Annotated in this window: 21 protein-coding genes and 1 riboswitch; of the genes, 8 read left to right on the top strand and 13 right to left on the bottom strand. The window is 71.8% G+C overall.

Features of this window, described 5'->3' with window-relative positions:
- Positions 1-11: 11 nt before the first annotated feature.
- Complete coding sequence (locus ACWC91_RS26290) at positions 12-473, bottom strand: winged helix-turn-helix transcriptional regulator (protein WP_225078037.1); 462 nt, start codon at positions 471-473, stop codon at positions 12-14.
- 90 nt (positions 474-563) lie between these two features.
- Between ACWC91_RS26290 and ACWC91_RS26285 the strand changes: the two genes are divergently transcribed.
- Together ACWC91_RS26285 and rarD are read left to right on the top strand one after the other, a co-directional pair.
- Entirely contained in the window at positions 564-1,418 is an 855-nt protein-coding gene (locus ACWC91_RS26285) for an SDR family oxidoreductase (protein ID WP_225078038.1), read from the top strand.
- Positions 1,419-1,506: 88 nt separating this feature from the next.
- Complete coding sequence (rarD, locus tag ACWC91_RS26280) at positions 1,507-2,511, top strand: EamA family transporter RarD (RefSeq protein WP_263638231.1); 1,005 nt, start codon at positions 1,507-1,509, stop codon at positions 2,509-2,511.
- Positions 2,512-2,546: 35 nt separating this feature from the next.
- Here the strand turns inward: rarD and ACWC91_RS26275 are convergent, their stop codons facing one another.
- Positions 2,547-3,185: a CGNR zinc finger domain-containing protein gene (locus tag ACWC91_RS26275; RefSeq protein ID WP_450641729.1), complete on the bottom strand. Its 639-nt coding sequence runs from the start codon at positions 3,183-3,185 to the stop codon at positions 2,547-2,549.
- A gap of 21 nt (positions 3,186-3,206) precedes the next feature.
- Here ACWC91_RS26275 and ACWC91_RS26270 point away from each other — a divergent pair, with 21 nt between their 5' ends.
- The gene (locus tag ACWC91_RS26270; protein ID WP_225078041.1) at positions 3,207-3,686 is read left to right on the top strand and encodes a VOC family protein; all 480 of its coding nucleotides are present in this window, start codon (positions 3,207-3,209) and stop codon (positions 3,684-3,686) included.
- A gap of 9 nt (positions 3,687-3,695) precedes the next feature.
- On the opposite strand, the gene ACWC91_RS26265 is transcribed toward ACWC91_RS26270, so the two are convergent.
- The gene (locus tag ACWC91_RS26265) at positions 3,696-5,231 is read right to left on the bottom strand and encodes a tetratricopeptide repeat protein (protein WP_450641727.1); all 1,536 of its coding nucleotides are present in this window, start codon (positions 5,229-5,231) and stop codon (positions 3,696-3,698) included.
- A 178-nt stretch (positions 5,232-5,409) separates the two neighbouring features.
- On the opposite strand from ACWC91_RS26265, the gene ACWC91_RS26260 reads away from it, so the two are divergent.
- Complete coding sequence (locus tag ACWC91_RS26260; RefSeq protein ID WP_225078043.1) at positions 5,410-5,958, top strand: DUF6668 family protein; 549 nt, start codon at positions 5,410-5,412, stop codon at positions 5,956-5,958.
- On the opposite strand, the gene ACWC91_RS26255 is transcribed toward ACWC91_RS26260, so the two are convergent.
- The 4 genes from ACWC91_RS26255 to ACWC91_RS26240 form a co-directional block, all read right to left on the bottom strand.
- Entirely contained in the window at positions 5,948-6,844 is an 897-nt protein-coding gene (locus ACWC91_RS26255; protein ID WP_225078044.1) for an ABC transporter permease, read from the bottom strand. The two genes, ACWC91_RS26260 and ACWC91_RS26255, sit on opposite strands and share 11 nt — an antisense overlap.
- On the bottom strand, positions 6,831-7,775 hold the full coding sequence (locus ACWC91_RS26250) for an ABC transporter ATP-binding protein (protein WP_281156877.1): 945 nt from the start codon (positions 7,773-7,775) through the stop codon (positions 6,831-6,833). The genes ACWC91_RS26255 and ACWC91_RS26250 overlap by 14 nt, the downstream gene beginning before the upstream one ends.
- A 33-nt stretch (positions 7,776-7,808) precedes the next feature.
- Complete coding sequence (locus tag ACWC91_RS26245) at positions 7,809-9,023, bottom strand: LolA family protein (RefSeq protein ID WP_225078046.1); 1,215 nt, start codon at positions 9,021-9,023, stop codon at positions 7,809-7,811.
- A 285-nt stretch (positions 9,024-9,308) separates the two neighbouring features.
- Entirely contained in the window at positions 9,309-10,319 is a 1,011-nt protein-coding gene (locus ACWC91_RS26240) for a polyprenyl synthetase family protein (protein WP_225078047.1), read from the bottom strand.
- 484 nt (positions 10,320-10,803) lie between these two features.
- A riboswitch (cyclic di-AMP (ydaO/yuaA leader) is annotated at positions 10,804-10,989 on the top strand.
- 5 nt (positions 10,990-10,994) lie between these two features.
- Between ACWC91_RS26240 and ACWC91_RS26235 the strand changes: the two genes are divergently transcribed.
- Complete coding sequence (locus ACWC91_RS26235) at positions 10,995-11,480, top strand: transglycosylase SLT domain-containing protein (RefSeq protein WP_225078048.1); 486 nt, start codon at positions 10,995-10,997, stop codon at positions 11,478-11,480.
- A 27-nt stretch (positions 11,481-11,507) separates the two neighbouring features.
- Here ACWC91_RS26235 and ACWC91_RS26230 read toward each other — a convergent pair whose 3' ends face one another.
- From ACWC91_RS26230 to ACWC91_RS26220, 3 genes are all read right to left on the bottom strand, one after another.
- Positions 11,508-12,311 (bottom strand): HAD family hydrolase, encoded by an 804-nt coding sequence (locus ACWC91_RS26230; protein WP_263638232.1) that lies wholly within the window; start codon positions 12,309-12,311, stop codon positions 11,508-11,510.
- 135 nt (positions 12,312-12,446) lie between these two features.
- Positions 12,447-13,649 (bottom strand): FAD-dependent oxidoreductase, encoded by a 1,203-nt coding sequence (locus ACWC91_RS26225; RefSeq protein ID WP_281156878.1) that lies wholly within the window; start codon positions 13,647-13,649, stop codon positions 12,447-12,449.
- 87 nt (positions 13,650-13,736) lie between these two features.
- Complete coding sequence (locus ACWC91_RS26220; protein WP_225078050.1) at positions 13,737-14,975, bottom strand: carboxylate--amine ligase; 1,239 nt, start codon at positions 14,973-14,975, stop codon at positions 13,737-13,739.
- A gap of 214 nt (positions 14,976-15,189) precedes the next feature.
- Between ACWC91_RS26220 and fahA the strand changes: the two genes are divergently transcribed.
- Entirely contained in the window at positions 15,190-16,401 is a 1,212-nt protein-coding gene (fahA, locus tag ACWC91_RS26215; protein WP_450641724.1) for a fumarylacetoacetase, read from the top strand.
- Between the two features lie 185 nt (positions 16,402-16,586).
- Positions 16,587-17,525, top strand: a complete 939-nt coding sequence (locus tag ACWC91_RS26210) for a M56 family metallopeptidase (protein WP_225078052.1) — start codon at positions 16,587-16,589, stop codon at positions 17,523-17,525.
- Positions 17,526-17,565: 40 nt separating this feature from the next.
- On the opposite strand, the gene recQ is transcribed toward ACWC91_RS26210, so the two are convergent.
- Positions 17,566-19,551 (bottom strand): DNA helicase RecQ, encoded by a 1,986-nt coding sequence (gene recQ / locus ACWC91_RS26205; protein ID WP_450641742.1) that lies wholly within the window; start codon positions 19,549-19,551, stop codon positions 17,566-17,568.
- Positions 19,552-19,751: 200 nt separating this feature from the next.
- Between recQ and ACWC91_RS26200 the strand changes: the two genes are divergently transcribed.
- Entirely contained in the window at positions 19,752-20,357 is a 606-nt protein-coding gene (locus ACWC91_RS26200; RefSeq protein WP_225078053.1) for a Uma2 family endonuclease, read from the top strand.
- A gap of 69 nt (positions 20,358-20,426) precedes the next feature.
- Here ACWC91_RS26200 and nuoN read toward each other — a convergent pair whose 3' ends face one another.
- Positions 20,427-22,076, bottom strand: coding sequence for an NADH-quinone oxidoreductase subunit NuoN (gene nuoN, locus ACWC91_RS26195; RefSeq protein WP_376505322.1), 1,650 nt, complete (start codon positions 22,074-22,076; stop codon positions 20,427-20,429).
- Complete coding sequence (locus tag ACWC91_RS26190; protein ID WP_450644548.1) at positions 22,073-23,644, bottom strand: NADH-quinone oxidoreductase subunit M; 1,572 nt, start codon at positions 23,642-23,644, stop codon at positions 22,073-22,075. The genes nuoN and ACWC91_RS26190 overlap by 4 nt, the downstream gene beginning before the upstream one ends.
- Between the last annotated feature and the right edge of the window lies 1 nt (position 23,645).

Genomic DNA, 23,645 nt, shown 5'->3' with positions numbered 1-23,645 from the left:
ACTGCTCCGTCTCACGAGGCCCGGGTCCGTGCGGCCCGGGCCTCGTCCTGTGTCCGGCCTGCCTCGTCCTGCGTCCGCCGGGCCTCGTCGTACGTCCGCCGGGCCTGCTCCACGTCCGCCATGCGCTCCTGAGTCCACAGAGCGAGCGCCCGTACCTGTTCGGCGGCCTCCCGGCCGAGGCCGGTGAGGGAGTAGTCGACCCGGGGCGGGATCACGGGCTTCGCGTCGCGGTGGACCAGCCCGTCGCGCTCCAGGGTCTGCAGCGTCTGGGCGAGCATCTTCTCGCTGACGCCTCGTTCGCTGACCCGGCCGACGGCGCGACGCAGTTCGCTGAAACGGTAGGGCCGCTCCAGCAGCTCGATCAGGACGAGGACGCCCCACCGGCTGGTGACGTGCTCCAGGACCAGGCGGTACGGACACATCGCCGCGTCGGCGACGACGTCCCTTGCCGCTCTTCCAGCGCTTACTGCCATGCCAGTACCTTACTTCAAAGTGGGTACTTTCGAAGAGTTAGCGCATCTCCTAGCGTTAGTGCACAGGCACCCCACAAGGAGACTTCCGTCATGAGCATCGTCGTCACCGGAGCCACCGGACACCTCGGCCGCCACGTCGTGGAACAGCTGCTGGAGAAGGTTCCGGCCGACCAGGTCACCGCCGTCGTACGCACCCCGGAGAAGGCCGCCGGCCTCGCCGAGCGCGGGGTGCGGATCGCGGTCGCCGACTACAACGCGCCCGAGACCTTCGACGGCCTGTTCTCGGCCGGCGACAAGGTCCTGCTGATCTCCGGCAACGAGTTCGACAAGGGCCGGGTCCAGCAGCACCGGGTCGTCATCGACGCGGCCCGTGCCGCCGGTGTCGCGCTGCTCGCCTACACCAGCGCCCCCGGCACCCTGAAGGCCGCCCTCGCCGACGACCACCACGGCACCGAGGAGGCCCTGCTGGCCTCCGGGGTGCCCTACGTGCTGCTGCGCAACGGCTGGTACCACGAGAACTACACCGAGCAGCTCGCCCCCGTCCTGGAGCACGGCGCCGTCGTCCACGCCGCCGGCGAGGGCCGCATCTCCTCCGCCCCGCGCGCCGAGTACGCGGCCGCCGCCGTCGCCGTCCTGACCGGCGAGGGCCACGGGAACAAGACCTACGAGCTGGGCGGGGACGAGGCGTGGAGCCTCGCCGAGTACGCCGCCGAGCTGAGCAGGCAGACCGGCAGGCGGATCACGTCCAACCCGGTCACCGTCGAGGAGTACGCGGGCATCCTGACCGGCGCCGGGCTCCCCGGGCCGCTCGCCGCGATCCTGGCGGGCGTGGACGCCTCCATCGAGAAGGGCGAGCTGGTCATCACCTCCGGCGATCTGTCCCGCCTGATCGGGCGCCCCACCAGCCCGGTCTCGGAGGCGATCACCGCCGCGCTCGGGGCCTGAGCGACACCGGGGAAACCGTCACCCGCCCGTCATGACCGTTTGACCATACGGACATGACAGGCGGGGGCGCGTGGCGCTACCTTCTTTGATGCCCGCCGCACGTCACGCGGCCGGCACGAAGGAGGAACCAGTGAGCGAGCAGCCGAGGGGTGAGCGGCGCACAGGACTGCTGAACGGTATCGCCGCCTACGGGATGTGGGGCCTCGTCCCCATCTTCTGGCCGCTGCTCAAACCCGCCGGGGCGGTCGAGATCCTCGCCCACCGCATGGTGTGGTCCCTCGCCTTCGTCGCCGTCGCCCTGCTCGTCGTACGCCGCTGGGCCTGGGCCGCCGAACTGCTGCGCCAGCCGCGCAGGCTGGCCCTCGTCGTGATCGCCGCCGCGTTGATCACCGTCAACTGGGGCGTCTACATCTGGTCCGTCAACAGCGGGCACGTGGTGGAGGCCTCCCTCGGCTACTTCATCAACCCGCTGGTCACCATCGCGATGGGCGTGCTGCTCCTCAAGGAGCGGCTGCGGCCCGTGCAGTGGGCGGCGGTCGGCACGGGCGCCGCCGCCGTCGTCGTGCTCACCATCGGCTACGGCCGCCCGCCGTGGATCTCGCTCTGCCTCGCCTTCTCCTTCGCCACCTACGGCCTGGTGAAGAAGAAGGTCAACCTGGGCGGCATCGAGTCGCTGACCGCCGAGACCGCGGTCCAGTTCCTGCCCGCTCTGGGCTATCTGCTGTGGCTGGGCGCCCACGGCACCTCGACGTTCGCCGCCGAGGGCGCCGGGCACGCCGCCCTGCTCGCCTCCACCGGCATCGTCACCGCGCTGCCGATGGTCTGCTTCGGGGCGGCCGCGATACGCGTGCCGCTGTCCACCCTGGGCCTGCTCCAGTACATGGCCCCGGTCTTCCAGTTCCTGCTCGGCGTCGCCTACTTCCACGAGTCCATGCCGGCCGAGCGCTGGGCCGGCTTCGCCCTGGTCTGGCTGGCCCTGGCCCTGCTGACCTGGGACGGGCTGCGCACGGCCCGGCGGGCGGCACGGCTCAGGGCCCGGCTCGCCGCGCCCAGGACCGCGACGGCGGCGAAGACCGACCCGGTGGACGCGTAGCCGCTGCCGCCGATGGCACGCCGGACCCGGGCCCGCTACGCGGAATGGCCCGCGCCGGGCCTGCGGGGGGTGCGGGCCCGGTGGGCTCGCACCTTCTCCCTGTTGCCGCAGTGCTCCATCGCGCACCAGCGGCGCCGGCCCGGACGTGAGGTGTCGACGAACAGCAGATAGCAGTCGTGGGCGCCGCATTCGCGGACGCGGTCGGCGTACGGACCGGTGAAGAGGTCGATCGCGTCCCGGGCCACCGTCGACAGCAGCCGCGTACCGGTGGCGCCGGGCGCCCAGATCCGGGTGCCGGCCGGGGTGAGCCGGGAGACGAGGGGCGGTCCGGCCGCCGTCTCGTTGACCGCGGCCACCTGGCCCGGCTGGAGCGGGCGGCCGTGCGCGCGGTCGGCGGTGAGCAGGAACAGGGCGTCGCGGAAGGCGCGGGCGCGCTCCACCTCGTCCTCACCGACCGTCAGTTCCAGCCCCGCGGCCAGCCTGCTGCGGCCGGCCCACGCGACCAGGTCGGCGGGGCCGTGCAGCATCTCGTAGCGGGCGAAGGCACCCGGGCCGCCCGTCGTCAGCAACTCCAGGCACAGCGCCCCCGAATCGAACCGGTAGGGCTTTCCGTCGTACGAGACGAGCGTCAGACCGGTGGCGGATCCCCGCGTTTCCCCGGCATGCTCACCCATGTAACCACTATAACTGGTTACATGACTCGGACACCCGCGGGCTCCGCGCCCGCCCCGCTGCACTGGAAGCTCGTCATCGACGCCGCCGACCCGCACGCGCAGGCCGACTTCTGGGCCGCCGCGCTGCACTACGAGGTGGAGGACAACAGCGCGTTGGTCGAACGGCTGCTGGAACTCGGGGCGCTGCCGGGCGAGGCCACCATCGAGTTCCACGGCCGCCCGGCCTTCCGGGATCTGATCGGCGTACGGCACCCCGACGACCCGTACGACGAGGAACGCGGCACCGGTCTGGGGCGGCGGCTGCTGTTCCAGCGGGTGCCCGAGGCCAAGTCCGGCAAGAACCGGCTCCACCTCGACCTGCATCCCGGCGAGGGCCGGCGCGCGGACGAGACGGAGCGGTTGAAGGGGCTCGGGGCGCGCGTGCTGCGGCATGTGCGGGAGCCCGCCGGGGAGTGGGTGGTGATGGAGGATCCGGAGGGCAACGTGTTCTGCGTGGCGTAGGACTGCGGGTCAGCTCGGGGGCGGCGGGGTCGCGTCGCGGGCCCGTTCGGCCAGGCGGCCCATGCGGGCGCGGGCGGACTCCAGTTGCTCGATGTCGTCGGCGGCTGGGCCGTCCTCGGCGATGAGTTCGGCCCACAGGTCGATCAGGTCGCGGCCGAGCCGCAGGCCCTGTTCGGGGTCGCGGACCGCTCGCCAGGCGGTGGCCGCGCTCTGCACGTCGCCGTAGGCCGCCGCCGCGTCGCCGGCGCGGCGGCGGATGCGGGCGAGGCCGAGGGAGACACCGAAGGAACGGAGCGGATCGCCCGCCAGGTAGGCGATGTACGCGGTGAGTTCGCGCGCCCGCAGCACCTCGGGGTGCTCCGGGCCGAGCACGCCGGACGCATCCGCGACGGTGCGTTCGGCCAGGGCGGCCGCCTCCTCGATCCGGCCCTCCTTCACGGCCTCGTTGACCCGCGCCAGGGGTTCTGCGAGCAGGACGGCGCCCGCTTCACCGGCCGCGGTCCTGGGATCCTCCCCGAGCACCGCCTCGGCCACGGCGTCGAACCCGCGGGCGGGGGTGGGGGTGGGCTTGGGCTCGGATTCGTCCAGGCCGGGGGCGGCCGGGTCGGGGTCGGGGTCCGGGTGCTGGTGCTGGTGCTGATGCGCAGTCGTGGCGGACGCGGGGGCGTGGTCGCCGGGCGTCAGGGAACGCTCGGCGGGCGCGGCCGGTTCCGGCCACGCGTTCACGTCGGCCGGGCTCGCGTCCATCACCGGTGGCGGGCCGAACACCCCCGTGGGGGCGACGGCCGTACCGAAGGGCGTGTCACCCGCCGCTTCCGGCAGCGCCCGCAGCACGAACGTAGGCACCGCCTCGGCGGGCGGCGCCTGCGACTCGGGAACCGCCTGCATCGGGAAAGTGGGCGCACTCTCGCCGTACGGCGTACCGCCACCGACCCGGGGCTCGCCCTCCGGCCCGGACCCCGGCAACTCCCGCGCAGGAAACACAGGAACCCCGTCGGCGGACGGCGCCAACGACTCGGGAACCGCCTGCATCGGGAAAGTGGGCGCACTCTCGCCGTACGGCGTACCGCCACCGACCCGGGGCTCGCCGTGCGGCGCGGGCGGCGGGGAGGGCGGCTCCGTGTCGGGCTCGGGGGCCGGGTCCGGGGCCGGCCCCAGTACGTGCGTCACCCTGTCGTCCTCCGGTCGCGGGGCCGGGCCCGGCCGGGGTGCGTCGGCCGGTGGGTCCGGCGGTGCCGTGCGCAGGGGCTCCGCGGCGAACGTGCTGGAACCGTCGGTGTGGACCTGGAGGGGGACGACGTAGCCGATGCGCTCGTCGGTGACCGTGGCGAGGACGGGGTGGCCGGAGGCGAGGGCGATGCGGTGGAGGTGGCCCAGGACGGCCTGCTGGATCTCCTCGCCGGGAGTCGGCCGGACCGGCACGCCGCCGACCGAGGCCCCGGAGCCGTCCGCCGGCACATGGACGGCGACCGGCGTCGCCACGGGTGCAGCCGGCCGCGCGGCACGCTCGTGTTCCCGCTTCTTCCCGCGGCTCAGTCGAGACATCGGCTCCCTCACTCGGATGAGTGCCATCCGGTCGTTCGCGTACATTCGAGTCTCTCCGCCCGCCTGCCCTCCCCGCGTCACCACGACGTCACAGACTCGCATCAGGAACCGCACTCCTGTGACGCGGGTAACGTTTCGCGGGCAAGGATCGTCGAGATGACGCGGGAGGGGGCCAGCCATGCGGACAGATGTACGACAGGGACCGGAGATCTGGGTCCGCGGGCCGGTGACCGACGCCCGCGCCGAGGCCGACGGATGGGAGGGCAGGCCAGAACGGCCCGCCGGCCGGCCCGTCACACCCCGCCGGTTCTCCTGGCTGGCCACCCACGGCGGCGCGGGCACGACCACGCTCGCGGCCGTCTACGGCGGTCACGACTGCGGACGCGCCTGGCCGGGGCCCGGCGCTCCGGAGTCGGTGCTGCTGGTCGCCAGGACCCACGCGGCCGGTCTTGACGCCGTCACCCGCGCCCTCGAGGTGTTCCGCGGGGGCGAGGCGCCCGCCGGACTCGACCTGGACGCCGTGGTGCTCGTCGCGGACGCGCCGGGCCGGCTGCCGCGGCGGCTCGCCCAGCGGGTGAAGCCGATCGAGTCCGTGATCGACGTCTACCGTGTCCCATGGGTGGAGGCCTGGCGGCTGGGCGACCTGAGCGGAGCGCCGCCGCGGGAGAGCGAACCGCTGGCCCGTCTCACCGGGGCGGGGAACGCGCGGCCGGTCCCTACGCCGTGATGTCCTTCGCCGTGAACCGTGCCCAGGCCGCCGAGCCGAACACCGCCGCGTACAGGGCCTGCAACTCCAGGTTCTTCACCAGGCCGTCCCAGTAGACCGGCTCGCGCATGAGGTCGGCGAAGGACAGCCAGTAGTGGGGGAAGAGGTACGGCTGGATCGCGTGCAGCTGGGGTATCTGGTCGACGATCTGAACGGTGATCAGCAGGCCCACGGTCGTGGCCATCGCGGCGATCCCGCTGTTGGTCAGCGTCGACACGAACAGGCCGAGGGCGGCGAGCCCGATCAGCGACGCGGCGACGACGAGGGCGATCAGCAGCGCCCGGCCCAGTCCGTCGGCGAAGCCGATCCGGGTGCCCGAGATGGTCGTCAGATCACCGAGCGGGAACAGCAGGGCGCCCACGACGAGTGCCGAGACGGCGACCACGAGGGTGGCGACCAGGCAGAAGGCCATCGTCGTGGCGTACTTGGCGAGCAGCAGGCGAGTGCGGCCGGCGGGGGCGACCAGCAGATAGCGCAGGGTGCCCGCGTTCGCCTCCCCGGCGACGGCGTCGCCCGCGATCACGCCCACGGCCATCGGCAGGAAGAACGGCAGGGTGGCGGCGAGCGCGGTGAAGACCAGGAACAGCCCGTTGTTGGTGACCTGCGCGATGAACGCCGGACCCTCGCCGCCCCCGCCGCCGACGGACGAGCCGTCCCTCGTCTCGATCCTGACGGCCACCCCGACCAGGACCGGCACACCGGCCAGCACGCCCAGCAGCGCGAGGGTGCGCCAGCGCCGGAAGGTGGTCACCAGCTCACTGCGCAGCAGCCCGAAGGTCCACAGCCGGCGCGGGGCGCGCACGGCCACGTCCGCGGCCTGCCCCGGCGACAGCTCAGCCCGCGACATCGAAGCCCTCCCCCGTGAGTGCCACGAACGCGTCCTCCAGCGAGGCCCGTTCGACCCCGAAGCCGCGTACGCGGACGCCCGCCGTCACCAGCGCGGCGTTCACGTCGGCGAGGTCGCGCTCCGGTGGGTCGCCGGACACCCGGTCCTCGCCCGCGGCGACGTCGCCGACGCCCTGTTCCTTCAGCACCCGGGCCGCCTCCCCCGTGTCGGGTGTGATCACCACCAGCCGGCCGCGCGCTCCCGCGGCCAGCTCCGCCACGACTCCCTGTGTGATCAGCCGCCCCTGCGCCATGACCGCCGCGTGGGTGCACACCTGCTCGATCTCGTCCAGCAGATGGGAGGAGAGGAAGACAGTCGTGCCGTCGGAGGCCAACTCCCGGACCAGGGAGCGGATCTCGCGCATGCCCTGCGGGTCGAGACCGTTGGTCGGCTCGTCCAGGACGAGCAGTCTGCGCGGCTGGAGCAGCGCGGCGGCCAGACCCAGGCGCTGTTTCATGCCCAGGGAGTAGGCCTTGGCCTTCTTGCCCGCCGCGGCCGTCAGGCCCACCCGGTCCAGGGCGGCGGCGACCCGGGCGCGCCGGGTGCGGGGGTCGGCGGTCGGGTCGGCGGCGTCGTGGCGCAGCAGGTTGTCCCGGCCGGACAGGAAGCCGTACAGGGCCGGGCCCTCGATGAGCGCGCCGACCTGCGGGAGCACGGTGCGCGAGGACCGGGGCATGGGGCGCCCCAGCACTCGCGCCGTGCCGGAGGTGGGCTCGATGAGCCCCATCAGCATGCGGATGGTGGTGGTCTTGCCCGAGCCGTTCGGGCCGAGGAAGCCGAAGACGCTGCCCGCCGGGACGGTCAGGTCGAGACCGTCGACGGCGAGCTGTCCGCCGCGGTAGCGCTTGGTGAGCCCGCGCGTGTGGATGACGCTGTCATCCCCCTCGTCCATCGGCTCCCTCGATTCCTCGTGCCCGTCGCGTCCTTACTGCCCGGTGTTCGCCGCCTTCACCAGCGTGTCCTTGGTGACGGCGCCGACGTACACCTTGCCGTTGTCCGTGATCAGCGCGTTGACCAGGCGGGTGGAGAAGACCGTGCCCTTGCCGAACTTGCCGCTGACCTGGTCGCCGAGCGAGCCGAGGAATCCGCTCAGGTCGCCCTTGCCGGAGGACGACGGGATGCCGCCCTTGTTACCGGTGTCGATCACGGCGATGGAGTTCCAGCCCTTGCCGAGGACCTTCGGGCCGCTCCCGGCCGGGTCCTTGTGCGACGTGCCGGGCTCGTGGGACTGCCGGTCCGGGCCGGCCTTCCGCTCGGCGTCCTTCGTGGCCTCCTTCGCGGCGTCCTTCTCCTCGGTGACCTTCGCGCCCTTGGGCGGGGTGAAGTCGAAGGTCGAGGCGGCCGGCTTGGCGAAGCTGACCTGGGTGAAGCCCGCGTCCACCACGGCGGCGCCGCCGCTCGCCGGGGTGAGCGTGAACTTCAGCGGCAGCCCGGTCCTGGCGTCCACCGCGATGCTGATCGCACCCACCGTGGTGCCGGAGGCGTGCTTCGGCTCGATGACCAGCTTGTAGGCGTCGCGGCCGGCGACCTGGGCGGTGCCGTCGACCTTCACCGAGGTGGTGTCGTCGACCGCCTTCAGGGCCTCGTCGGCGAAGTCCTTGGGCGTGGCGGGGACCTCGTCCCGGTGCTTCTCGCCGCCGTCGGCCGCGGTGCCGTGGAAGACCTCGTTCGACTTGCTGTCGTAGCCCCAGACGTCCTTGCCGTTGTGGATGAGGCTGTACTCGGCGGCGCTCTCGATCAGCGAGACCTTCTGCCGGTCCTCGCCGTCGGCGGCGACGCGCAGGGTGTGCGTCCCGGAGGCCAGTTCGGGCAGCTTTGACATCGGGTCGGCCGACGAACCGTCACCACCCCCGGCCGCGCCGGAGGTCAGGCCGCTCTCCAGGCCGCCGAGGTTCGGCAGACCCAGGTCGGTGCTGACCTTGACCGTGCCGGACAGCTGCTGGACGTCCGACTTGGCGATTTTCTCTATGAGTTGCTGTGCGGTGATCTTCGGCAGGTCGGGGTCGCCGGACGCGGCGAGTGCGGGGACGAGCCCGATGGTCGCCGCCGCCACCCCCACCACCGTGACCGGGACGACGTAGCGCGCGGCCTTGCGGCGCCCCGTGCGCAGGTCGTCGGCTTCGGATTCGTTCGGTGCCATGTGTGCCCTACCTCCGTCTTCGGCGGCGGCTGTCCTTCTGCACTGGGGTGTCACCCTCAGCCGCCATTCTCACCCAGATCGGTGAGCAGTGGTGTGGTCCGTGGTTTCCATCTGACCAAATCGGCGGGGCGGAAGCGTCAGACCCCGGAGCCAACTCCGTGTACGCCTGCGGTATGACACACAAAGGGCGACGCCTCCCCACCCCGTAGGGGTAGATGTGGAGAGCGCCGCTCGAAGGGGCTGCCCGGCGGGGGCGGCCGGTGAGGCCGCGGAACCGGACGGGCGTCAGCCGGCCCGGTGCACCACCGCGTCGCACAGCTGGAGCAGGGCGGCCTTCGCGTCGCACTCCCGCAGCGGCGCCAGCGCGGCCCGCGCCTCCTCGGCGTAGCGCACGGTGTCACGGCGGGCGTGCTCCAGCGCCGGGTGCGCCCGCAGCGCCGCCAGCGCCTCCGCGTGCCGCGCGTCGTCGCTCAGGTCGGAGTCCAGCAGCTCGCACAGGGCGATGTCCTCGGCCAGCCCCAGCCGGGCCGTGCGCTCGCGCAGCCGCAGCACCGGCAGGGTGGCGATGCCCTCGCGCAGATCGGTGCCGGGGGTCTTGCCCGACTCGTGCGAGTCGGAGGCGATGTCCAGGACGTCGTCCGCCAGCTGGAAGGCGACGCCCAGCCGCTCGCCGTACTGCGTCAGCACGTCCACGACCGTCTCGTCGGCGCCGGACATCATCGCGCCGAACCGGCACGACACCGCCACCAGCGACCCGGTCTTGCCGCCCAGCACGTCCAGGTAGTGGTCGACCGGGTCCCGGCCGTCCTGCGGACCCGCCGTCTCCAGGATCTGCCCGGTGACCAGCCGCTCGAACGCCACGGCCTGCACCCGCACGGCCTCCGGGCCGAGGTCGGCGAGGATCTGCGAGGCGCGGGCGAAGAGGAAGTCACCGGTCAGGACCGCGACCGAGTTGCCCCAGCGGGTGTTGGCGCTGTCCACCCCGCGGCGCACGGCGGCCTCGTCCATCACGTCGTCGTGGTACAGCGTCGCCAGATGGGTCAGCTCCACCACCACGGCCGAGGGCACGATCCCCGGCGCGTACGGATCCCCGAACTGGGACGCGAGCATCACGAGCAGTGGCCGGAACCGCTTCCCGCCCGCCCTGACGAGATGCTGCGCGGCGCCCGTGATGAACGGGACCTCGCTCTTGGTGGCTTCGAGCAGCCCTTCCTCGACAGCCGCCAATCCGGCCTGGACATCGGCTTCGAGAGCCTGGTCCCGCACGCTCAGCCCGAATGGCCCGACGACGGTCACGAGGGGTCTCCTGTCTGCTGGTGTCTGCTGGGGATTACACGGTTTGTCGATAGGTCGCTGCCCTCACTCAAGTCAGCGTATCCGGTCACGTTTCGATCACCGATATCGCCCACCTATACGGGCCAGGCCACTTCACCCGACGTGACCACCATCACGTGTCAGCCACACGGCCCATCCACACTCACACATGAAGTCCGATTCACCCCTATTGGGGTTTCAATTCTCTTTAGTGGTATTTGCTCTTCGGCTGCCCGAGCCGTGACTTGGGACACACCCCCTTCCATCCACGCCGCCTCTCGCATTCCTTCACATCCCCTTTACACCAGTCGAGTTGACCCTTGGCAGATGCAAAGGATCAAGCACCACATACCCCCCAGACCAAGGTCAAATAGGGCGATGTGTGATTCCGGCACTTGTTCGGGACATGTGCTCTCGCATACGTTCCCGGCACCGACGGGCGGACGCCGAATCCTGCCGCCGCCCGTAATCCCAACGACCGAATGAACCACGGCAGGAGCGGGGGACCCAGGTAAGCCGCCGGGCCGGGCGTCGTACGTACCGCGTACACCGCACCGGAACGGCTTGGGGTGAAGCCGCGCCCTTCAAGGCGCGGCCGGGCACCTCCCAGCCCGAACCCGACAGCTCACCTCGCAGGCGACGGAGAGGAATTCCCCCATGCCTGCAAACGGTCAGCGCAGCTCTTCCCGCACCGCCCGCCTCGTCCGCGCCCTCGCCGTCACCGGCACGGGCGCAGCCGTCCTCGCCGTGCCGCTGCTCGGCGCCACGACCGCGTCCGCGGCGACCCCGGCCACCGTCCGGACGGCCGCCAGCTTCGGCTACTCGAACAACCTCGACGGCTGGATCCGGGCCTCCCTGGCGGTCATGGCGGAGAAGGGCATCCCGGGCTCCTACAACGGGATCCACCGCAACATCATCCGCGAGTCCTCCGGCAACCCGCGCGCCATCAACCTCTGGGACTCCAACGCCAAGAAGGGCATCCCGTCCAAGGGTCTGCTCCAGGTCATCGACCCGACCTTCCGGGCCTACCACGTGAACGGCACGTCCTGGGACATCTACGACCCGGTCGCCAACATCACCGCCGCCTGCAACTACGCGGCCAAGCGGTACGGCTCCATCGACAACGTCTTCGGCGCGTACTGACCGGACCGCGGCCGGCGCACGCACCGACTAGACAAACAGTCGTTCGAGGACGACGGCGATGCCGTCGTCCTCGTTCGACGTCGTGACCTCGTCGGCCACCGCCTTGAGCTCGGGGTGGGCGTTGGCCATGGCGACGCCCCGGGCGGCCCACTGGAACATCGGGATGTCGTTCGGCATGTCGCCGAAGGCGAGGGCGCTCTCGCGGCCCAGTCCCAGGTGTTCGGCGGCCAGCGCCAGTCCGGTCGCCTTGGTGATGCCGCACGGCTGGAGTTCGACGGTCCCGGGGCCCGACATGGTGACCGTGGCGAGGGAACCCACCGCGCCGCGGGCCGCCTCCGCCAGCTCGTCGTCGGACAGCGCCGGGTGACGCAGCAGCACCTTGCTGATGGGCGCGCGCCACAGGTCGTCGCGCCGTTCGACCCGTACGGCGGGCAGCGCCGGGTGCGGCATGAGATACCCCGGCTCGATGAGCGTGAGCCCCTCGACCCCGTCCTGGTCGACCGCGGCGTACACCTCCCCCACCTCGGCCTCGATCTTGCCGAGGGCGGTCTCGGCCTGCTCCCGGTCCAGGGTGACCGACCACAGCAGGCGGTCGCTGCCGGCGTCGTAGAGCTGTGCGCCCTGACCGCACACCGCGAGCCCCGTGGTGCCGAGGACGTCGAGCAGTTCCCGCACTCTCGGTGCCGGCCGTCCGGTCACCACGAGGTGCCGGGCACCTGCGGCCGCCGCCCTCGCGAGCGCGGCGAGGGACCGTTCGGACACGGTGTGGTCGCCGCGCAGCAGCGTTCCGTCCAGGTCGGTGGCGATGAGGGCATGTGCGAGGGCGGCCATGATCAGAGAATACGGATGCCCCGGCCCGCCGGCTCGACCGGAGCCGGACGACCGCGACGGCCACCGTGCTCCCGGCTCCCTCTCTTCAACTCCCTTGCCTGTGAGGGCGCTTCGGCCCAGCGGACGAGGTTCCCCTCAACCGTGCCTGGCCGCGAGGTGTGCGGCCAGCCGCGGAGAGGCGAACTCCGTGCCGCACACGAACCGCATCACCGGCCCGTACGAGGCCGCCGCCGGCAGCCCCGTGAAGTAGAGGCCGGGTACCGAGGAGACGTAGCCCGCGCCGAGCCTCGGGGCGCCGCGGCTGACCGCGAGTCCGGTGCGCAGCTCGTGGCCGAGGAAGCCCATCGCGGCGATGTCGACGCGGTAGCCGGTGGCCGCCATGACGTGGTCCGCCTCCAGTTCCCGGCTCTCGCCCGCGAGGGTGCGCACCGTCAGTACCGGACGCCCGCCCCTGACCTCGGCGCGCACGATGCCGCTCACCTCGTGGACCGGCACCGCCGGCTCGAAGCGCTCGCGCAGCCACCAGGCGCCGAGCGGGCCGAGGACCCGGCGGACCAGATGGTGGCGGACCCCGGCCGGGAGGTACCGGAAGGGCTGCGGGTGGTAGCTCAGCGCCCACAGCGACCAGGCCCGGCCGAACGGCGACTCGGGCCGGAACCTCGGCTGCTCCCAGGGCGGGGCGCCGAAGGCGACCGCGCCTCGGCCCCGCGCCACCACCCGCACCCGCGCCCCGGCCTCCGCCGCGAGCACCGCCGTCTCCAGCGCGGACTGGCCGGCGCCGACGACGATCAGCTCCTTCCCGGCGAACCGGCCGAGGTCGTGGTGCTGGGAGCTGTGCGAGAGCGGCCCGGTGGGCGTGGGTCCGTCCGGCACCGCCGCGGCCAGCTCCGGCGGCAGATGGGACAGGCCCGACAAGCCCGTCGCCACCACGACCGCGCGGGCGGTGAACTGCTCCCCGGAATCCGGCTTCAGCTCGAAGCCGCCGCCCGGCCGCCGGTCGACCGACACCACCCGCACCCGCTCCAGCTCGGGCACCAGCCTGCGCTGGAACCACTCGCCGTAGGCGATGAAGGTCTCCACCGGGATGATGTCCTCGTCGGTCACCAGCGGTCCGATGCCGGCCGCGGCGCAGTAGTCGGCGAGGGTGTGGCCACGCTGCGGGCAGTCGATGCCGGAGGCGGCCGGGGTCGACTTCAGCAGCATTCCGGCGGGCATGTGGTCGCGCCAGGCGACCATGGGCTCGCCGAAGACGCGGACCGGGATGCCCCGGGCGCGCAGATGGGCGGCGGTGGACAGGCCGAACGGCCCGGCACCGATGACTGCCACCGGTTGGTTCACGAAGTCCCTCCCCAGGACGTGCTCACGTCACTTCGTGGGCCGGCTCGGGCGGCGGGACGGGCCGCCCGCACACGCTCGTGCTCCGCCCTAACCGGTCGTGCCGCCGCGGCGGTTGGTCCGCCACAGCTGATAGAGGTGCCGGGCGCCCGGCCGCACGAAGCGGGCGAGCATCGTGAGGAACGGCAGCGGGTCGTCGCCCGCGAGCCAGGCCAGCTCGGTGCCGCTCGGCCTCGCCGGCGCGTGCGGCGTGGTGTAGCCGCTGCGGCGGTAGGCGAGCAGGGCGGGCAGGTCGATGTTCTCCACGACGTACCGGTGGCCGGCGCGCTGCTCGCCCTCCGGGACGGGCCGCCCGGTGAGGTCGAGGTGCATGGCACGCACGACGTCCACGCCCGACTCGCTCTCGAAGAGCCGGAACTGCGCGCCCATGCGCGGATTGAAGTCGAGGAGCTTGTACTGCCCGTCGCGCCGGTCGAAACGCAGGTCGAGGTCGACGATGCCGGTGAAGCCGATCTGCTTGATGAACCGCGCGGCGAGGTCGGCGAGTTCCGGGTTGTCGACGACGTACGCGTTCGCCGTCATGCCCGCGTGCGGCGGCCAGGAGCGGACCTTGACGCCGGTGAACATCGCGAGCGGGACCGAGTTCTGGTCGAAGTAGGCGTGCACGATCCAGTCCTCGGCCTCCTCCCGCGGCAGGTACTCCTGGAGGATCACGCCCGGCCGCTCGCCCCAGTCCCGGGCCAGGGCCAGCAGCCCCTCGCGGCTGTTGATCCTCGTGGTGCCGTTCACCGCGGGGCTGCTGCGCCGGACGAACGCCTCGCGGTTCTTGGCCACCACCGGGAAGCAGGCCTTCTCGGCGAACGCCACGATGTCGTCGTACGACTGCGGGAAGGCGGCCGTGGGGCTCGGGATGCCGTGCTCCACGCACAGTTCGTGCAGACCCTGCTTGCTGGCCACACGGCGCGGCAGGCCGGGGGCGACGGGCGGGAAGAGGAAGTGGCCTTCGAGTTCGTCCTGGTGCTCGGCGATCAGGACGGCGGCCTCCTCGTCGGTGGGCACCAGGACGGTGGGCCGGCCGATGCGGCGGCCGATCCGCAGCAGGCCCTCCACCAGACGGTCCGCGCCCTCCGTGCCCCTGGTCGGCCAGACGAACGCGCGTTTGAGATAACGGGATGAGGCCGCCGGTGTGTAGGCGTCCTCGGTGATCGCGTACATCGGCACGCCCAGACGGCCGAGGCTGCGGATCGCGCCCACCCCGCCGTGGTGCAGCGGGTAGTCGCCGAACTTCACGATCAGGCCCGGGACCTCACGGTCGGCCCGGAAAGGCACACTGACGGCATTCCTGGCCACGGGTCCCCCCACGTGTCCCCCCTAAGGAGCGGATCCACCCCGTCCGCGTCCCCAGAGGACGCTAAGCCGGAATTGCCCCCTCCCACAAGACCAATTCGGACATTGCAAACTCTTTAGACACTGCCCAAGACATGCGACGCCCCCGTAACGTGTGGCCCGATCACATGGAATTCCGGAAAGGAAGGCAGTACCCATGCCCCCCTTCGAGGTCCCCGAGGGCGACCCCTTCGGTCCGCACAACCTTCCCTACGGCGTCTTCTCCCCCGCCGGGTCATCGGAGAGGACCGTGGGCGTCCGGCTCGGCGACCACGTGCTCGACGCGGGAGCGGCGGCGCGGGCACTCGGTTCGCCGTACGCCGGACTGCTCGCGCGGCCGACCCTGAACCCACTGCTGGCCGCGGGCCGCACCGCGTGGTCCGACGTGCGGCGCGCGCTGACGTCGTGGGTGACGGTGCCGGCCCACCAGGAGACCGTCGCGCCCTTCCTGCACCCGCTGTCCTCGGTGACCCTGCACCTCCCCTTCGAGGTCGCGGACTACGTCGACTTCTACGCCTCGGAGAACCACGCCCGGAACGTGGGGCAGATCTTCCGCCCGGACGCCGAGGACTCGCTGACGCCCAACTGGAAGCACCTGCCGATCGGTTACCACGGCCGCTCCGGCACGGTGGTGGTCTCCGGCACGGACGTGACGCGCCCGTCGGGCCAGCGGAAGGCCCCCACGGACCCCGCGCCGGTGTTCGGCCCCTCGGTCCGGCTGGACATCGAGGCGGAGGTCGGCTTCGTGGTGGGCGCGCCCTCGCGGATGGGGCAGCCGGTCGCGCTCGGCGACTTCCGCGAGCACGTCTTCGGGCTGTGCCTGCTGAACGACTGGTCGGCGCGCGACATCCAGGCCTGGGAGTACGTCCCGCTCGGGCCCTTCCTCGGCAAGTCCTTCGCCACGTCGGTGTCGGCGTGGATCACTCCGCTGGACGCGCTGGACGAGGCGCGGGTGGCCCCGCCGCGGCGGACCCACCCGCTGCTGCCCTACCTGGACGACTCCGCGGACGAGCCCGGCGGTTACGACCTGCGGATCTCCGTCGCGATCAACGGCCACGTGGTCTCCGAGCCGCCCTTCTCCACCATGTACTGGACGGCCGCTCAGCAGCTCGCCCACATGACGGTCAACGGCGCGTCCCTGCGCACGGGCGACCTGTACGGCTCGGGCACGGTGAGCGGACCCGCCGAGCACGAGCGCGGCTCGCTGCTGGAGCTGACCTGGAACGGCCGGCAGCCGCTGGAACTCCCCGACGGCAAGCGGGCGTTCCTGGAGGACGGCGACGTGGTGACGCTCTCGGCCTGGGCACCGGGCGCGAACGGCGCGCGGGTGGGGCTCGGGGAGGTGACCGGGCGGATCGTCTCGGGCTGAGCGGAGCCCTGCGGCCCTTCCCACGCCGGGGATTTGGTGGTGGCGGACCCCTGACTCCCGGTGCCCGTGGCCGTCATACTGGCGGCAGGCCGTGCGCGTCCGGCGCGCCGGCCGGCCGCACAGCACCGCTCCACCGCACGACCCCGACACCCGCCCACCTCCGACGAGGATCCGGAGTCCGAGGCATGACCGCCTGCCTGCTCCTGCTGAGCGCCGTGGCGCTGACGCTCGCCGTGCCGGTCCCCCGCACACTGGCCCGGGCGGGGTGGCCCGAACGGGAGCCCGTCGTCGCGCTGTGGGTGTGGCAGTGCCTGGTCGCCACCGTCCTGCTGTGCTGCCTCGCGGGGCTCGTGCTGGGCACCGCCGCCGTCTTCGGCACCGTTCACGACCGGGTCTTCGCCCCCGCGCCGCCGGCCGTGACGGCCGCCTACGACCTTTCGGTGGCGCCGGTCTGGGCCGCCGGCCTCACCCTGCTGCTGGCCGGCGGCGCCGCCTGGACCACCGCGATGCTCGCCCGCGAGCTCGTCGAGGCCCGCCGCCGGCGCGGCCTGGCCCTCGCGCACCTGCGCGAACGCGCCCCCGATCTGCCCGCGGGCCTTCCGTCGGCCCGCGGACCGCTGCTGGTGCTGGAGGACGAGTACCCCGACGCCTGGTGGATGCCCGGCCATCCGCCCCAGCTCGTCGTCACCACCGGCGCCCTGCACCGGCTCACCGGCCACCAGCTCGACGCCGTCCTCGCGCACGAGCGCGGCCACGCACGCGCCCACCACGACTGGCTGCTGCACCTGTCGACCGCGCTGGCCACCGGCTTCCCGCGCATCCCGCTGTTCACCCAGTTCTGCGAGCAGACCCACCGCCTGGTGGAACTGGCCGCCGACGACACGGCCTCCCGCCGCCACGGCCACCTCACCACGGCCCTCGCCCTGATCGAGCTCAACCAGCACCGCGGGGTACTGTCCTGCGCCTCCAGCAACCGCCTGCTGAGCGAGCGGGTGGACCGCCTGCTGGAGCCCCCGCCGCGGCTGGACCGCAGGCGCCGGGCGCTGACCACGGCGGTCGCGGCCCTGGTGCCGCTGCTCCCGCTCGTGATCACGTTCGCCCCCGGCCTGACGGCACTGGGCTGAGCAGCGGCCCCGTCGCCGCGCCCGGCGCGGCGCGGCGCGGCTATGTCCAGTCGTCCGGTTCCGGCTCGGGCAGGTCCTCCACCGGTTCCGGCTCTCCCACGTCGGCCGTACCTGTCCCAGTCGTTCCTGATCCGGCCGTGGCGTCGCCGGGCGGACCGGCCGGCGACTCCAGCACCGCGAGCACGCCTTCCCCGTACGTCGCCAGCTTCTTCTCGCCGACGCCGCCGACCGTGCCGAGCTGTGCCACGGACGTCGGCCAGACCGAGACGATCTCCCGGAGGGTGGCGTCGTGGAAGATGACGTACGCCGGGACGCCCTGCTCGCGGGCCTGTTCTGCGCGCCAGGCGCGCAGGGCCTCGAAGGCGGGAAGCAGTTCCTCGGGCAGTTCGGCCGCCGCCGCCCTGGGCTTGCGGTCGTCCCGGGCGGCCGAAGCCCGCGACGCGGCCGGCTTCTTCGGCTCCTTGCGCAGCGGCACCTCCCGCTCCCTCCGCAGCACCGACCCGCTGCTGTCGGTCAGCACCAGCGTGCCGTACTCGCCCTCGACGGCGAGCAGCCCCTGCGCCAGCAACTGCCGTACGACACCCCGCCATTCGCCCTCGGTCAGCTCGTCGCCGATGCCGAACACGGACAGCTGGTCGTGGTCGAACTGGATCACCTTGCCGGTGCGCTTGCCGAGCAGGATGTCGATGATCTGGCCCGCGCCGAACTTCTGCCCCCGCTCCCGCTTCAGCCGCACCACCGTCGACAGCACCTTCTGGGCCGCGATCGTGCCGTCCCAGGTCTCGGGCGGGGTCAGGCAGGTGTCGCAGTTGCCGCAGCCGGCCGCGCCCGGTTCCTGGCCGAAGTAGGCGAGGAGCTGGCCGCGGCGGCACCGGGCCGTCTCGCACAGGGCGAGCATCGCGTCCAGATGGGCCTGGGCCCGGCGACGGAACGCCTCGTCGCCCTCACCGGACTGGATGAGCTTGCGCTGCTGCACGACGTCGTTCAGGCCGTAGGCCATCCAGGCCGTCGACGGCAGGCCGTCCCGGCCCGCGCGGCCCGTCTCCTGGTAGTAGCCCTCCACGGACTTGGGGAGGTCCAGGTGGGCGACGAACCGGACGTCGGGCTTGTCGATGCCCATGCCGAAGGCGATGGTGGCGACCACGACCAGGCCGTCCTCGCGCAGGAAGCGGGACTGGTGCGCCGCGCGGGTGCCCGCGTCCAGGCCCGCGTGGTACGGCACCGCCTCGACGCCGTTGCGGGTGAGGAACTCGGCCGTCTTCTCCACCGAGTTGCGCGACAGGCAGTACACGATGCCCGCGTCGCCCGGGTACTCCTGGCGCAGGAAGGTCAGCAGCTGCTTCTTGGCGTCGGCCTTGGGCACGATCCGGTACTGGATGTTGGGCCGGTCGAAGCTGGCCACGAAGTGCCGGGCCCGCGGCATGTTCAGCCGCTGGGTGATCTCCTGGTGCGTGGCGTGGGTGGCCGTCGCGGTGAGCGCGATCCGCGGCACGTCCGGCCAGCGCTCGCCCAGCAGAGACAGCGCCAGGTAGTCGGGGCGGAAGTCGTGGCCCCACTGGGACACGCAGTGCGCCTCGTCGATGGCGAAGACGGAGATCTTGCCGCGGGAGAGCAGGTCGAGTGTGGTGTCCAGGCGCAGCCGCTCCGGTGCGAGGTAGAGCAGGTCGAGCTCGCCGGCCAGGAACTCCGCCTCGACCACCCGGCGCTCGTCGAAGTCCTGCGTGGAGTTCACGAACCCGGCGCGCACGCCCAGCGCCCGCAGCGCGTCCACCTGGTCCTGCATCAGCGCGATGAGCGGCGACACCACGACGCCCGTACCGGGCCTGACCAGGGACGGAAGCTGGTAGCACAACGACTTGCCGCCGCCGGTGGGCATGAGCACGACGGCGTCGCCGCCCGCCACCACATGCTCGACGACGGCTTCCTGCTCGCCCCGGAATTCCTCGTACCCGAAGACCCGGCGCAGCGTCGCCAGCGCCTCGCTCTCCGTCACTGACATGTCGGTGACACCATCCGTCCCGCCCATCGCCTCGTCTCCCACACCTCGCTCCTCGACCACTGCCTCCACGATAGGGGCCCCCGCGGACACCCCCGGACTTGTCCACAGGCCGGCCCTGTAACCCCCGGTCAACGACACGACAGTCGTTCACACGTACGCAGGAGACTCGTCCCTTTCGGGCCGATAGTCTGAACAGACCGGCGAGACTCCGTCCCATGGGAGTACTGATGAGCGTCGCACCGAAGGCGTCCGAGCCCACCTGGCCGACCCCGCCGGAAGGCGGCTGGACCGCCGACGACCTGGACCGGCTTCCGAACCTGCCTCCGCACACGGAATTGATCGACGGGAGCCTGGTCTTCGTGAGTCCGCAAACCGCCTTCCATGAGCGCGCCGTCGACTTCTTCAAGTGGCACTTGCAGTCGCTGGCCCCAGAGGACTACGAGGTCTTTCGCGAGTTCACCATCGACATCGACCGTCAGAACAGGCCCGAGCCCGACGCCGTCGTCGTACGAGGAGACGTGGTGGACGAGGGCCCGAGGCAGACGAGGTTCCCGGCGGAGGCCGTGATCCTGGCCGTGGAGGTCGTCTCCGAGGACTCTGTCTCCCGGGACCGCGAGACCAAGCCGCTGAAGTACGCGCGGGCGAGGATCCCCCACTACTGGCGGGTCGAAAACGAGAACGGCCGCGCCGCGGTGCATGTCTTCGAGCTGGAACCCACGACCGGCTCCTACACCAGCGTCGGCATCTTCAGGGGGCGGATGAAGGTCGACGCCCCGTTCTCCGTGGACCTGGACCTCACCGAGATCAGGACGCGCCACGGCAAGGGCAAATAGGTCCGAGCACATCGGAACGCGGTGGCCCGGCCCCACCAGGGGGCCGGGCCACCGCGTTCCGGCGCTGCCTCAGCGCACGAACACTCCCGCCTGGTTGGCCAGGTCCAGGAAGTACTGCGGGGCCACGCCGAGTACCAACGTGACCGCCACGCCCACGCCGATCGCGGTCATCGTCAGCGGGGAGGGCACCGCCACCGTCGGGCCCTCGGGGTGGGGATCGCTGAAGAACATGAGCACGATGACGCGGATGTAGAAGAAGGCCGCGATCGCCGACGAGATCACACCGATCACGACCAGCGGCACCGCGCCGCCCTCGGCCGCCGCCTTGAACACCGCGAACTTCCCGGCGAAGCCGGAGGTCAGCGGAATGCCCGCGAAGGCCAGCAGGAACACCGCGAACACGGCCGCCACCAGGGGGGACCGCCGGCCCAGCCCGGCCCACTTGGACAGGTGCGTCGCCTCGCCGCCCGCGTCGCGCACCAGCGTGACCACCGCGAACGCGCCGATCGTCACGAAGGAGTACGCGGCCAGGTAGAACAGGACGGACGAGACGCCGTCCTTCGAGGTCGCGATGACACCGGCGAGAATGAAGCCCGCGTGCGCGATCGACGAGTAGGCGAGCAGTCGCTTGATGTCGGTCTGCGTGATCGCGACGATCGCGCCGCCCAGCATGGTGACGATCGCGACCCCCCACATGACCGGCCGCCAGTCCCACCGCATGCCCGGCAGCACGACGTACAGCAGCCGCAGCAGCGCCCCGAAGGCCGCCACCTTGGTGGCCGCCGCCATGAACCCGGTGACCGGGGTCGGAGCGCCCTGGTAGACGTCCGGCGTCCACATGTGGAACGGGACCGCGCCCACCTTGAACAGCAGGCCCATGACGACCATCGCGGCGCCGATGAGCAGCAGCGCGTCGTTGCCCATGGTGTTGGCGAGTGCCGGGTCGACGTTCGGCACGTTGCCGTCGACGACCTGCGCGATGCGGGCGTACGACACCGAGCCCGCGTACCCGTACAGCAGAGCGATGCCGAACAGGGTGAACGCGGAGGCGAAGGCGCCCAGCAGGAAGTACTTGACCGCGGCCTCCTGCGACATGAGCCGCTTGCGGCGGGCCAGCGCGCACAGGAGGTACAGCGGCAGGGAGAAGACCTCCAGGGCCACGAACAGGGTCAGCAGGTCGTTGGCCGAGGGGAACACCAGCATGCCGGCGACCGCGAAGAGCAGGAGCGGGAAGACCTCGGTGGTGGTGAAACCGGCCTTGACCGCGGCCTTCTCGCTCTCGCCGCCCGGTACCGCCGCCGCCTGCGCGGCGAAGGAGTCGACGCGGTTGCCGTGCGCCGCCGGATCCAGTCGCCGCTCGGCGAAGGTGAACAGGGCGACCAGGCTCGCCAGCAGGATCGTGCCCTGGAGGAAGAGCGAGGGTCCGTCGACGGCGATGGCCCCCATGGCCGCGATGTGCGCCTTGGTGGTGCCGTATCCGTCCGTCGCGAGCGCGACGACCGCGGCGAACGCGGCGGCGAGCGCGACGACGGACACGAACACCTGCGCGTAGTAGCGCGACTTGCGCGGGACGAACGCCTCGATGAGCATTCCGACGATCGCCGCGCCCACGACGATCAGGGTGGGCGACAACTGCCCGTATTCGATCTTCGGCGCCTCGATCTTCGAGATCGGGTCGGCCGCGGTTGTCCACAGGCTGTGGACGGCTGCTCCGCTCACTTGGCCGCCTCCACTGCGGGCTTCGGGTCGGTCTTGTGTACGTCGGACATGGTGTGCTGGACCGCCGGGTTGACGATGTCCGTGACGGGCTTCGGATAGACGCCCAGGAAGATCAGCAGCACCACCAGCGGTGCCACGACCACCAGTTCCCGCACCCGCAGGTCCGGCATCGCCGAGACCTCCGGCTTCACGGGGCCGGTCATCGTCCGCTGGTACAGGACGAGCGTGTACAGCGCGGCGAGCACGATGCCGAAGGTGGCGACGATGCCGATCGCCGGGTAGCGCGTGAACGTGCCGACCAGCACCAGGAACTCACTGACGAAGGGCGCCAGTCCCGGCAGGGACAGGGTGGCGAGGCCACCGATCAGGAACGTGCCGGCGAGCACCGGAGCGACCTTCTGCACACCGCCGTAGTCGGAGATGAGCCGGGAGCCGCGCCGGGAGATCAGGAAGCCGGCGATCAGCATGAGCACGGCCGTCGACAGGCCGTGGTTGACCATGTAGAGCGTCGCTCCGGACTGGCCCTGGCTGGTCATCGCGAAGATGCCCATGATGATGAAGCCGAAGTGCGAGATCGACGCGTACGCGATCAGGCGCTTGATGTCCCGCTGGCCCACCGCGAGCAGCGCCCCGTAGATGATGCTGATCAGGGCGAGGACGAGGATGGCTGGCGTCGCCCACTTGCTCGCCTCCGGGAACAGCTGGAGGCAGAAGCGGAGCATCGCGAAGGTGCCCACCTTGTCGACGACCGCGGTGATGAGGACGGCGACCGGCGCGGTCGACTCCTGCATCGCGTTGGGCAGCCAGGTGTGCAGCGGCCACAGCGGCGCCTTCACCGCGAAGGCGAAGAAGAAGCCGAGGAACAGCCAGCGTTCGACGTCGGTCGCCATGTGCAGCGAGCCGTTGGCGCGGGCCTGCGCGATCTCGGTGAGCGAGAAGCTCCCGGCGACCACGTACAGCCCGATCACCGCGGCCAGCATGATCAGACCGCCGGTCAGGTTGTAGAGCAGGAACTTCACCGCCGCGTACGACCGCTGGGTCGACGCCGTCTCCTCGCCGTGCTCGTGGGCACGGTCCCCGAAGCCGCCGATGAGGAAGTACATCGGGATCAGCATGGCTTCGAAGAAGATGTAGAAGAGGAAGACGTCGGTGGCCTCGAAGGAGATGATCACCATCGCCTCGACGGCCAGGATCAGGGCGAAGAAGCCCTGCGTCGGCCGCCATCGGTGGCTTCCGGTCTCCAGCGGGTCGGCGTCGTGCCAGCCGGCCAGGATCACGAACGGGATCAGCAGGGCGGTCAGCCCGATCAGCGCCACCCCGATGCCGTCCACGCCCAGCTCGTACCTGACGCCGAAGGACGCGATCCAGGAGTGGGACTCGGTGAGCTGGTAACGGGCGCCGCCCGGGTCGAAGCGGACCAGGACGGTGACGGCCAGCGCGAGCGTGGCCAGCGAGGCGACCAGCGCGAGCCACTTCGCGGCGGTGCGCCGGGCGGCCGGCACGGCTGCCGTGGCGATGGCCCCGAGAGCCGGGAGCACCGCCGTCGCTGTCAGCAGAGGAAAGGACATC

Source organism: Streptomyces sp. NPDC001204, assembly GCF_053598035.1.
Note: the sequence above shows the minus strand (reverse complement) of the source record. Positions and strands in the feature narration are given on the sequence as shown.